Origin of the sequence: Diaphorobacter ruginosibacter (genome assembly GCF_040396215.1) — a bacterium.
GTDB classification, from domain to species: Bacteria; Pseudomonadota; Gammaproteobacteria; order Burkholderiales; family Burkholderiaceae_C; genus Diaphorobacter_A; species Diaphorobacter_A ruginosibacter_A.
The window spans coordinates 1-10608 of record NZ_JBEBOW010000128.1 but is presented as its reverse complement, the minus strand read 5'-3'; the positions used below and the strand labels follow the sequence as shown (position 1 = coordinate 10608).

Annotated in this window: 10 protein-coding genes; 8 read left to right on the top strand and 2 right to left on the bottom strand. The window is 63.2% G+C overall.

What is annotated here, in order from left to right; genetic code table 11:
• Window positions 1-258: 258 nt before the first annotated feature.
• Window positions 259-840 (bottom strand): NADPH-dependent FMN reductase, encoded by a 582-nt coding sequence (gene ssuE, locus ABWP92_RS14200; RefSeq protein ID WP_353236046.1) that lies wholly within the window; start codon window positions 838-840, stop codon window positions 259-261.
• Window positions 841-1056: 216 nt separating this feature from the next.
• Here ssuE and ABWP92_RS14195 point away from each other — a divergent pair, with 216 nt between their 5' ends.
• Window positions 1057-2052, top strand: coding sequence for a Bug family tripartite tricarboxylate transporter substrate binding protein (locus ABWP92_RS14195; protein ID WP_353236045.1), 996 nt, complete (start codon window positions 1057-1059; stop codon window positions 2050-2052).
• A gap of 225 nt (window positions 2053-2277) precedes the next feature.
• Here the strand turns inward: ABWP92_RS14195 and serA are convergent, their stop codons facing one another.
• Window positions 2278-3507, bottom strand: coding sequence for a phosphoglycerate dehydrogenase (gene serA, locus ABWP92_RS14190; protein WP_353236044.1), 1230 nt, complete (start codon window positions 3505-3507; stop codon window positions 2278-2280).
• A 276-nt stretch (window positions 3508-3783) separates the two neighbouring features.
• Here serA and ugpB point away from each other — a divergent pair, with 276 nt between their 5' ends.
• From ugpB to ABWP92_RS14155, 7 genes are all read left to right on the top strand, one after another.
• Window positions 3784-5100 carry a sn-glycerol-3-phosphate ABC transporter substrate-binding protein UgpB gene (gene ugpB, locus ABWP92_RS14185; protein ID WP_353236043.1) on the top strand — a complete coding sequence of 439 codons (1317 nt, stop codon included), beginning with the start codon at window positions 3784-3786 and terminating at the stop codon, window positions 5098-5100.
• A 119-nt stretch (window positions 5101-5219) separates the two neighbouring features.
• Window positions 5220-6101, top strand: a complete 882-nt coding sequence (gene ugpA, locus ABWP92_RS14180) for a sn-glycerol-3-phosphate ABC transporter permease UgpA (RefSeq protein ID WP_353236042.1) — start codon at window positions 5220-5222, stop codon at window positions 6099-6101.
• A gap of 2 nt (window positions 6102-6103) precedes the next feature.
• Entirely contained in the window at window positions 6104-6955 is an 852-nt protein-coding gene (gene ugpE, locus ABWP92_RS14175; protein WP_353236041.1) for a sn-glycerol-3-phosphate ABC transporter permease UgpE, read from the top strand.
• Window positions 6956-7011: 56 nt separating this feature from the next.
• Entirely contained in the window at window positions 7012-8025 is a 1014-nt protein-coding gene (gene ugpC / locus ABWP92_RS14170) for a sn-glycerol-3-phosphate ABC transporter ATP-binding protein UgpC (protein WP_353236040.1), read from the top strand.
• 29 nt (window positions 8026-8054) lie between these two features.
• The gene (locus tag ABWP92_RS14165; RefSeq protein WP_353236039.1) at window positions 8055-8417 is read left to right on the top strand and encodes a DUF8817 family protein; all 363 of its coding nucleotides are present in this window, start codon (window positions 8055-8057) and stop codon (window positions 8415-8417) included.
• The gene (gene ugpQ, locus ABWP92_RS14160) at window positions 8414-9172 is read left to right on the top strand and encodes a glycerophosphodiester phosphodiesterase (RefSeq protein ID WP_353236038.1); all 759 of its coding nucleotides are present in this window, start codon (window positions 8414-8416) and stop codon (window positions 9170-9172) included. The genes ABWP92_RS14165 and ugpQ overlap by 4 nt, the downstream gene beginning before the upstream one ends.
• 157 nt (window positions 9173-9329) lie before the next feature.
• Window positions 9330-10608 (top strand): DUF3772 domain-containing protein (locus ABWP92_RS14155; protein WP_353236037.1); only part of this gene is annotated, 1279 nt, incomplete at its 3' end.

Here is a 10608-nt window from a genome sequence, read left to right as displayed (position 1 = left end):
ACGGGCGCCGCCCACACCCGCCCCGCGACTGCGCCAGCAACACCCGCCGCCGCTGCCGCACCCGCCGCGCGCAGCCATCTGCGACGCACCAAAGAATCGACCACCACCTCTGCTTCGTGCCCCACGCCGTTCATCTTTTCGCCCTTCGTTTGAGAAATGAAATCAACCCCGATTGGAGCGAATCAGCGCGCATTGGCGAAGGAAGAAAAACAGAAATCGATATGCAAAATGAGGTACAAAGCAACGAGCCTCAAACGCTTAAACGCTCAACTGCACCTGCTCGAACCGCACCGGCGCAAAGCCCGCATCGCGCACCTGCAGCGCTTCAGACAGCAAGGTCTGCACCGCCACATCCACGCGATTCGACACATCGGGATGCAGCACGCCGCCGCCTTCGGGCAGGTGCGTGACCTGCGCATCGGTCGCGTAGATGCCCGTGAGAATCTGCTTGGCGCCCAGCGCCTGCAGCACCGGGCGCAGCGCGTAATCGAGCGCCAGCATGTGATGCGGACTGCCGCCCGTGGCCAGCGGCAACACGGTCTTGCCCTGCAGCGCGGTCTGCGCCAGCAGATCGAGAAACACCTTGAGCACGCCGCTGTACGCGGCCTTGTAGACGGGCGTCGCGACGACGATCACCGTGGCGTTGGCCACCTGCTGCGCGGCCTTCACCACATCGGGATGATCGAACCGCGCCTGCAGCAGCGCGAGTGCATCGAGATTGCGGATGTTCAGAGTCTCCACATGAACGCGATGCGCTGCCAGACGTCGACCCACCTGGGCCAGCAAAGTGGCCGACCGCGAGCGCTCGGACGGGCTCCCGGCTATCAATAGAACGGACATGAATTTCCTGTTGCCTCACTTCATAACTGCAGCGATCAGACCATGCAGCCGCAGCGAGTGAGCACGAAGTTTTCAAACTAAGAAACCACGTTTTCCGAATATGCCAAAGCGCCGCTTCGCGAATCACGCAGCGCATAAGCAAGCACGCTTTTCTTTGTTCACTCCCGCAACCTCGCTGCCTATCGTGGCGGCATGACCAAAGGACTGCACCACACCATGAAGCCACATAGCTTTCGTTTTCGTTTCGCCGCAATCGCATTCGCTGCCGCGCTACCCCTTCTCACGACCTTGCCCGCCTCCGCCGAAAACTGGCCAGCGCGCCCCGTCAAGTTGGTGGTTCCGTTCCCGCCGGGCGGCGCGGCGGATGCCATCGGTCGCTACTACGCCGACAAACTGACCAAGGCACTGGGCCAGCCGGTGATCGTCGACAACAAGGCCGGCGCGGGCACGGCGATTGCCGCCGAATACGTGGCGCGTGCGGTGCCCGACGGCTACACGATCTCGCTCGCCACCAGCGGCCAACTCACCGTGCTGCCGCATCTGCAGAGCAATCTGCGCTTTGATCCGGCGAAGGACTTCACGCCGGTCTCGCTCGTCGCCTCGGTGCACAACGTCGTCGCGATCAATCCCAAGCTGCAGATCCACTCCCTGCCCGAACTGCTGGCGCGCGCCAAAGCGAATCCGGGCAAGGTGACCTATTCTTCGTGCGGCAGTGGCACGCTCTGCCACCTGACCGGCGAACTGCTGCAGAACCTCTCGGGCAGTGAATTGCTGCATGTGCCCTACAAGGGCAGCGCGCCAGCAGTCACCGCAGCACTCGGTGGCGAGGTCGACCTCGCCATCGACACGCTCACCGTGCTCGCCCCGCAGATCAAGGCGGGCAAGCTGCAAGGCCTGGTGCAAACCGCAGCCACGCGCTCACCCCAACTGCCCGACGTGCCAAGCGCCCCAGAAGCCGGCCTGCCCAGCTTCATCAGCTCCGGCTGGTTCGGCATCGTCGTCCCAGCCAACACGCCAGCCCCCATCGTCGCGCGTCTGCAAAAAGAACTCCACACCATCGCCCGCGCACCCCAGACCGACCACGACCTGCAGGAGCGCGGCATCAGCGTCGAATACAACAGCCCGGCAGAGTTCGCATCGCTGATCAGGACCGATTACTCACGATGGGGAAAGGTAGTGCAAGCAGGCAAGATCCAGCTCGCATCGCAATAAGTCAGCAATGTTGAATGAGAAATCCCAGCGTAGCGAGCCTGCGAAGCGCTCAAATCGCGGGAACCTCCCACCACAACGCAGAGATGGGGCTTGAGAGGAGGCGTCGCCGACGCAGACATACCTTCCGGTAGGCAAGGAGGCGCAACGAAGGATCAAGCCCCATATCTGCGCCCCCAAACGAATAGCCATCGAAGCCGCAAGGCTTCGTAAACCCCCAACAAAAATTCAGAACAACACTCGCGAACGAATCGTCCCCGGCACCTTGGCTAATTTCTCCAGGGCCAGATCGGAAGACTTGGCGTCCAGGTCGATCACTACATATCCGAGCGTCTCATTCGTCTGCAAGAACTGCGCAGAAATATTGATCTGATTCTCCGAAAGAATCTGATTGATCTGCGAAAGCACCCCCGGCACGTTCTTGTGGATGTGCAGCAGGCGATGCTTGCCCGGATGCGCCGGCAGCGCCACTTCGGGGAAATTCACCGATGAGGTGGTCGTCCCGTTGTCGCTGAACTTGACCAGCTTTTCGGCGACTTCAAGCCCGATGTTGGCCTGCGCCTCCATCGTCGAGCCGCCGATGTGCGGCGTGAGGATGACGTTGTCGAGGCCACGCAGCGGCGACTCGAAAACATCGGCATTCGAGCGCGGCTCGACCGGGAACACGTCCACGGCCGCGCCCGCGAGATGGCCCGACTTCAGCGCCGCAGCCAGCGGCTCGATCTCGACCACGGTGCCGCGTGACGCGTTGAGCAGAATCGCGCCGGGCTTCATCTTCGCGATCTGCTCCGCGCCTATCATCCACTGCGTCGATGGCAGCTCGGGCACGTGCAGGGTCACCACGTCGCTTTGCGCCAATAGCTCGTTGAGCGAGACCTGATGCGCGTTGCCCAGCGGCAGCTTGCTGACGACGTCATGGAAAATCACCTTCATGCCCAGCGACTCGGCCAGCACCGACAACTGCGTGCCGATCGAGCCATAGCCCACGATGCCCAGTGTCTTGCCACGCGCCTCGTAGGAGTGCTCCGCGCTCTTGCTCCAGCCGCCGCGATGCACGGAGGCGTTCTTCGCCGGAATGCCGCGCAGCAGCAAGATGGTCTCGGCCAGCACCAGCTCGGCGACCGAGCGGGTATTGGAATACGGCGCGTTGAACACCGCCACGCCGTGCTCGCGCGCGGCCTGCAGATCGATCTGGTTGGTGCCGATGCAGAACGCGCCCACCGCCACCAGCTTCTTCGCCTTGGCGAAGACGGCCGGCGTCAGTTGGGTGCGCGATCGGATGCCCAGGAAGTGAACATCCGCCAGGCGCTCGACCAGCTCGTTCTCGGGCAGGGCTCCCTTCAGCATCTCGACCTGGGAGTAGCCCGCCGCGCGCAGCACCTCCAGCGCGCCGGGGTGGATACCTTCCAGCAGCAAAAACTTGATCTTGTTCTTGTCCAACGAAGTTCTGGCAGTCATGGCAATTTCCTGTTGCGGTTCAAAAATACTGAATCCCTCAAGCATTGGGCAACGCGCAAAACCTTGTCTTTTCAATGACAATTGCAACACCCAAGTGCCGGAGTTAACAATGGCACACAACCATGACAGTCACGAACGCGTTGCGAGCCCGCTGATCAGGCGCAAGGGATTTTCCCGTTGTGGCCTGTATACGGCTGTGCGAAAACGACATCTTCCTGTCATATCGAGCGGGTTACCATCCGCTCAAACCTTTCTCTCATACCCATAGGAGTCCACATGCGGATCAAGCACCTGGCGATGGCATCGCTCATCGCAACCACCGGCATCGCCGCACAAGCACAAACAGAGATTCAGTGGTGGCACGCCATGACGGCGGTGAACAATGAATGGGTCAACGATCTGGCCAGACAATTCAATGAAAGCCAGAAGGAATTCAAGGTCATCCCCACCTACAAGGGTACCTATGATGAAACCATGACCGCCGCGGTGGCCGCGTTCCGCTCCGGCGGCGCTCCGCACATCCTGCAGGTGTTCGAAGTGGGCACCGCCACGATGATGGCATCCAAGGGCGCGACCGTTCCCGTCGCCAAGGTGCTGTCCGACAACGGCGTGACCTTCGACCCCAAGGCCTACATCCCCGCAGTGGCCTCGTACTACACGGCGCCCAACGGCCAGATGCTGAGCTTCCCGTTCAACAGCTCGACCACCGTTTTCTACTACAACAAGGACGCCTTCAAGAAGGCCGGCCTGAACCCCGACAAGGCACCCTCCACCTGGCCCGAAGTCTTCGAGGCCGCCAAGAAGCTCAAGGCCAGCGGCCACAGCTGCCCGATGACCCTGGCCTGGATGGGCTGGACACAGCTCGAATCGTTCTCCACCTGGCACAACGTGGAATTCGCAACGCACCAGAACGGCCTGGGCAAGGATGGCTTCAAGGCGCGCCTGAAGATCAACTCGCCCCTGCACGTGCGCCACATCGAAAACCTGGAGAAGGCCGCCAAGGCGGGCGAATTCGTCTACAAGGGCCGTGGCTCGCTGCCGCAGGCCTCCTTCGTGTCGGGCGAATGCGCGATGATCCAGACCTCCTCGGGCTTCTACGGCGACGTGGCCAAGAACGCCAAGTTCGCCTATGGCATCTCCAACCTGCCCTACTACCCGGACGTGAAGGGCGCGCCGCAAAATACCGTGATCGGCGGCGGCTCGCTGTGGGTGATGGCCGGCAAGAAGCCTGAAGAATACAAGGGCGTCGCCAAGTTCTTCGACTTCCTGTCGCAGACCAAGGTGCAAGCCGCCAGCCACCAGCGCACCGGCTACCTGCCCGTGACCATGGCGGCGTTCGAGCTGACCGAAAAGTCCGGCTTCTATGAAAAGAACCCCGGCACCGATACCGCGGTGAACCAGATGATCCGCAAGGTCACCGACAATTCGCGCGGTATCCGCCTGGGCAACTACGTGCAGATCCGCGCCGTCGAGGATGAAGAACTCGAACAGGTGTGGGCCGGCAAGAAGTCGTCCAAGGAAGCCCTGGACGCCATCGTCAAGCGCGGCGACGAACTGCTGGCGCGCTTCGAAGCGGCCAACAAGGGCAAGTAAGCGGTCATTACGTGCCTTTCATGCCGCTCCCCGCAGTGGCATGATTTCACAATGAATTTTTAATGCATGCCTCCGCGGCCTCATGAAGGCCGCGGCGGTTTTTTGGTTTTTGAAGGCATATGGAAAAACGTGTACTTTTCCGCTCCGCCTGGCTCCCGTGGTTGCTGCTGCTGCCGCAGTTGGTCATCATCGGCGTCTTCTTTTTCTGGCCCGCCGCGCAGGCCATCCTGCAATCCTTCCAGATGGAGGATGCATTCGGACTGAGCAGGGAATGGGTCGGGCTGCAGAACTTTTCGCAATTGTTCCAGGACGAGTCCTATATCGACTCCTTCTACCGCACAGCCGTCTTCTCGGTGCTGGTCGCCGCCTTCGGCATCGCAATCTCGCTGGCGCTGGCCATCTTCGCGGACCGCATCGTGCGCTTCGCCATGATCTACAAGACGCTGCTGATCGTGCCCTACGCCGTGGCGCCGGTGATCGCCGGTGTGCTGTGGGTATTCATGTTCTCGCCCTCGCTTGGCGTGGTGTCGTATTTTCTTGAGCGCATCGGCTACAACTGGAACTTTCTCATGAACGAGAACCAGGCCATGGCGCTGATCGTGATGGCCGCCGTGTGGAAGCAGATTTCCTACAACTTCCTGTTCTTTCTCGCGGGCCTGCAATCGATCCCCAAGTCGCTGCTCGAAGCCGCGGCCATCGACGGCGCCGGCCCCTGGCGCCGCTTCCTGAACGTGCAATTGCCGCTGCTCTCGCCCACCACGTTCTTCCTGCTGGTGATCAACATCGTCTACGCGTTCTTCGACACCTTCGGCATCATCGACGCAACCACGCGCGGCGGCCCGGGCCAATCGACGACGATCCTCGTCTACAAGGTCTACCTGGACGGCTTCAAGGCGCTGGACCTGGGCGGCTCGGCCGCACAGTCCGTGATCCTGATGTTCATCGTCATCACGCTGACCGTGGTGCAGTTCCGCTATGTTGAAAAGAAAGTGCAGTACTGAGCATGATTGACCGACGTCCCTGGCTCGATGTGCTGTCCCACGCCGTGATGATTCTCGGCGTAGCCATCGTCGCCTTCCCCATTTATCTGGCGCTGATCGCCTCAACCCACACCGCGCAGGAAATCGTGCAGGCGCCCATGCCGCTGTGGCCCGGCTCGAACATGTTCGAGAGCTACAAGGCCGCCTTCTTCGGCTCCGGCAAGCTCGGCTCCAGCACCAATCTGTTCCGGATGATGTGGGTGAGCTTCGTGACCGCCATGGTCATCACCGTGGGCAAGATCGCCATCTCGCTGCTGTCCGCGTTCGCCATCGTGTACTTCCGCTTTCCATTCAAGCAACTGTGCTTCTGGGCGATTTTCGTCACGCTGATGCTGCCCGTGGAAGTGCGTATCCTGCCCACCTACAAAGTGGTGGCGGATCTGGGCATGCTCAACAGCTACGCGGGCCTGACCTTGCCGCTGATCGCCTCGGCCACAGCCACCTTCCTGTTCCGCCAGTTCTTCCTGACGGTGCCCGATGAGCTGGTGGAAGCCGCGCGCATGGACGGCGCCGGCCCGATGCGCTTCTTCAAGGACGTGCTGGTGCCGCTGTCCAAGACATCGATCGCCGCGCTGTTCGTGATCCAGTTCATCTACGGCTGGAACCAGTACCTCTGGCCGCTGCTCATGACCACGTCGGAGGACATGTACCCCGTGGTCATCGGCATCAAGCGCATGGTGGCCAGCGGTGGCGAGGCCGCCATCGACTGGAACGTGGCGATGGCCACCACCATCGTCGCCATGCTGCCACCGGCGCTGGTGGTGATCCTGATGCAGAAGTGGTTCGTCAAGGGCCTGGTGGATACCGAAAAGTAACCCGCGCCTGCAGCCAGCGAACCCGCTCCAACCAGAACGAATTCAAAGTTTTTCATATGGCATCCATCACACTCAAAGACGTCGTCAAGCAATACGGCACCGGCAAGAGCGCCGTGCCGGTGATCCATGGCGTCAACGCTGAAATCAAGGATGGCGAGTTCATCGTCATCGTCGGCCCGTCGGGCTGCGGCAAGTCGACCCTGCTGCGCATGGTCGCGGGCCTGGAGGAAATCACCGGCGGCACGATCTCCATCGGCGAGCGCGTGGTCAACAACCTCGAGCCCGCGCAGCGCGATATCGCCATGGTGTTCCAGAACTACGCGCTCTACCCGCACATGTCGGTGTTCGACAACATGGCCTACGGACTCAAGATCAAGAACGTGCCCATCGAGGAAATCAAGCAGCGCGTGGACGGCGCCGCGAAGATTCTCGAGCTCTCGCACCTGCTCGACCGCAAGCCGCGCCAACTCTCGGGCGGCCAGCGCCAGCGCGTTGCCATGGGCCGCGCGATCGTGCGCAACCCACAGGTGTTCCTGTTCGATGAGCCGCTGTCCAACCTGGACGCCAAGCTGCGCGCGCAGACCCGCATCGAGATCCAGAAGCGCCACAACACGCTGGGCATCACCAGCCTTTTCGTCACGCACGACCAGGTCGAGGCCATGACGCTCGCGCAGCGCATGATCGTGATGAACGGCGGCCGCATGGAGCAATTCGGCACGCCCGAGGAGGTGTACCACCGCCCCGCCTCCACGTTCGTTGCGAGCTTCATCGGATCGCCGCCGATGAACCTGCTCAAGAGCGCGCCGGGCACCCGCGAGGGAACCATCTTCGGCATCCGCCCAGAGCACCTGGACGTCACGCCGGGCACGGGCTGGCCCGTCGTCGTGGACACGGTGGAGCTGCTGGGCGCCGAACGCCTCATCTACGGCCGCGTGCAAGGCGGCGACGAGCAGATCACCGTGCGCGTGGAAGAAGGCACCTTCACTCCCGCCAACGGCGAGCTCATCCACGTCACGCCACGCCCCCAGCGCATCCACACCTTCGATGCGGGCACGGGCAAGCGCATCTGAACGAAGAAAGCGTCTTCCCGGGAACGTCCATGGCCCCGCTGATCCACTCCACGGTTCCGGTCCTGCCCTCGATGGACCTTGCGGCCAGCGAGGCCTTCTACGTTCAACGGCCCGGTTTTCGCGCCACGCTCTCGATGCCGGGCACATACCTCATCGTCGAGCGCGGCGGCTGCGAGATTCATTTCTGGCCATGCGACGGCAACACCGAGCGGCCCCGCCATTCCTCCTGCCATTACTCCCGCCATGTGCGCGGCGGCACCCACGCGCCGCATGCCGATTTCACCGTGCGCGGCCTGCCGCTTGGCGCCCCGCAGGAGTGCGAATGGGGCATGCGCGAGCTGTATGTGATCGACCCGCACGGCAATCTGCTCAAATTCGGAGAACCCTTATGACTACCCTGGCCGCATGGCCCTACCCGCGCTGGGTCGCGCACCGCGGCGCCGGCAAGCTGGCGCCCGAAAACACCATGGCCGCATTCCGCATGGGCGCCTCCTATGGCTACCGCATGTTCGAATGCGACGCCAAGCTCAGCAAGGACGGCGTGCTGTTCCTGATGCACGATACCGATCTCAGGCGCACCACCAACGGCCATGGCGCCGGAGGCGAGCACACCATGGGCGAGCTCGCGCAGCTCGATGCCGGCGCATGGCATTCGCGCTCCTTCGCGGGAGAGAACCTGCCCACGCTCGAGGCGCTCGCGCGCTGGTGCATCGCCAATCGCCTGCACCTGAACGTCGAGATCAAGCCAACGCCCGGCCAGGAGGAAATCACCGGCAAGGCCACGGGCGAGCTGATGGCCCGCCTCTGGCCCCAGGATGCCGTGCCGCCGCTGTTCACCTCGTTCAAGCCCGATTCGCTGCGCGGATCCAGGGAAAGCGCGCCCCACATCCCGCGCGGCCTGCTGGTGGACAAGTTTTCGGACGGCACCGGCGAGGCCGACCTGCGAATCGCCAAAGAGCTTGGCTGCGTCGCCATGGTGCTCAACCATGCGCTGTGGGACGAGGCCCTCGTGCGGCGCGTGCATGGGGAAGGCCTGCGCTGCAGCAGCTACACCGTCAATGACGAATGGGAAGCCCAGCGCCTGCTGGACATCGGCACCGACTGCATCATCACCGACCGCGTGGACCTGTTCAGCCCGGCGTCCTGACCACGGCCACGACCGGCTGACAGGGGCGCGGTGTCAGCGCCCGGCTGCGTGAATCTGTATATCAATTCTTACGCGCCGGTCCGCTCCAGGGCGATAGAGTAGCCATCTGCCTTTCTTCCATCGCATTGTCAACCTACTCTACGGCTCCTCCGCGCGCATGAACCCTCGGACCACCCTCGACGGCACGCACCCTCCCGCAAGGCCGCGCTCCAGCCTGCGGCTGGCATGCCTGGCGATGCTGCTCTGCACATGCCAGGTGCTGTTTGCATCCGCCTGGGCCGCGGGCCCACCCATTGCCGCGAAAGGCGCTCGCGCGGCCACATCCGCCGTGGCTGAACTGCCGGTTGAAGCGCCGCCGCTGCCTCAGCCCGACGAGCTGCGCAAGCAACTGGACGCCATCCCCTCCAAGATCACGGAAGACGCCGACGCGCGCACGCTGCTGTCACAACTGAGCCAGATCAGCGCGCTCGCCAGGCAGATCGTCAAGCAGCGCACAGAGGAGCTTGCCGACGTGGACAGCCGCCTCGCCGGCCTGGGCCCGACGCCCGAAGGCGGCTCCCCCGCCGATGCGCCGGACGTCGCCGAGCAGCGCTCCACGCTGAACAAGCAACGCACGGCGGTGGACTCGGACCTCAAGCTGGCGCGGCTCATCGACGTGGATGCAGAACAGCGCAGCGCGGACATCCTCCGGCAACGCCGCGAGCAATTCCAGGCCGCGCTCACCGCGCGCGTGGACTCGCCCCTCTCGCCCCTCTTCTGGCGGCAGTGGAAAAGCGGCGCCTACGGCGACCTGCTGCTGCTCCAGGAGCTCGCGGGCGACCTGCGCATGGCCATCGGCGAGGCCACGTCCGCTCCCCGCAAGCGCAACAATTTCATCCTTCAACTGCTGGGCGCGCTGGCGCTGCTCGTCGGCGGCACATGGATGGCGGAACGCATTCTGGTGCGCGTGCTGCCCACGCGCCTGCCATCGGGCAGGCTGCGGCGCACGCTCATGGCGGCTGCGGCCGTCATCCTCAACGTACTCATCGTGACGCTGGCGGTCAAGCTGATGTGGAACGGCATCCGCGTGAATGCCCAGCCCGACGAACGGCTGCGCATGCTCGAATCCATCTGCGTGGAAATGGCGGCCTATGCCTCGTACGTGATCGCGCTCGGCCACGCCCTGCTGTCGAACAGGCGGCCATCGTGGCGGCTGTTGCCGATCTCCGATCATATGGCCCGCCAGCTCGGCCCCTTTCCATGGTGGTTCGCGCTCTCATCGGCGCTGGGGGGCGTGGCCACCAAGGTGAGCGGCCTGGCCGGCCTGAGCATTTCCTCCGAAGTGCTGGTGCTGATCATCTTTTCCCTCGCCATCGCCGCCATCACCCTTGCGTCGCTGCGCCACCTGCGCGATCTGCCGGCCGCCGAAGCAGCCGGGGAGGATGGAGCAAGCTCCT

Coding starts and splice junctions, on each gene's coding strand:
- ssuE (WP_353236046.1), bottom strand. CDS start 840: ATGTCCGTTCTATTGATAGCCGGGAGCCCGTCCGAGCGCTCGCGGTCG.
- ugpE (WP_353236041.1), top strand. CDS start 6,104: ATGATTGACCGACGTCCCTGGCTCGATGTGCTGTCCCACGCCGTGATG.
- ABWP92_RS14195 (WP_353236045.1), top strand. CDS start 1,057: ATGAAGCCACATAGCTTTCGTTTTCGTTTCGCCGCAATCGCATTCGCT.
- ugpQ (WP_353236038.1), top strand. CDS start 8,414: ATGACTACCCTGGCCGCATGGCCCTACCCGCGCTGGGTCGCGCACCGC.
- ugpB (WP_353236043.1), top strand. CDS start 3,784: ATGCGGATCAAGCACCTGGCGATGGCATCGCTCATCGCAACCACCGGC.
- serA (WP_353236044.1), bottom strand. CDS start 3,507: ATGACTGCCAGAACTTCGTTGGACAAGAACAAGATCAAGTTTTTGCTG.
- ABWP92_RS14165 (WP_353236039.1), top strand. CDS start 8,055: ATGGCCCCGCTGATCCACTCCACGGTTCCGGTCCTGCCCTCGATGGAC.
- ugpC (WP_353236040.1), top strand. CDS start 7,012: ATGGCATCCATCACACTCAAAGACGTCGTCAAGCAATACGGCACCGGC.
- ugpA (WP_353236042.1), top strand. CDS start 5,220: ATGGAAAAACGTGTACTTTTCCGCTCCGCCTGGCTCCCGTGGTTGCTG.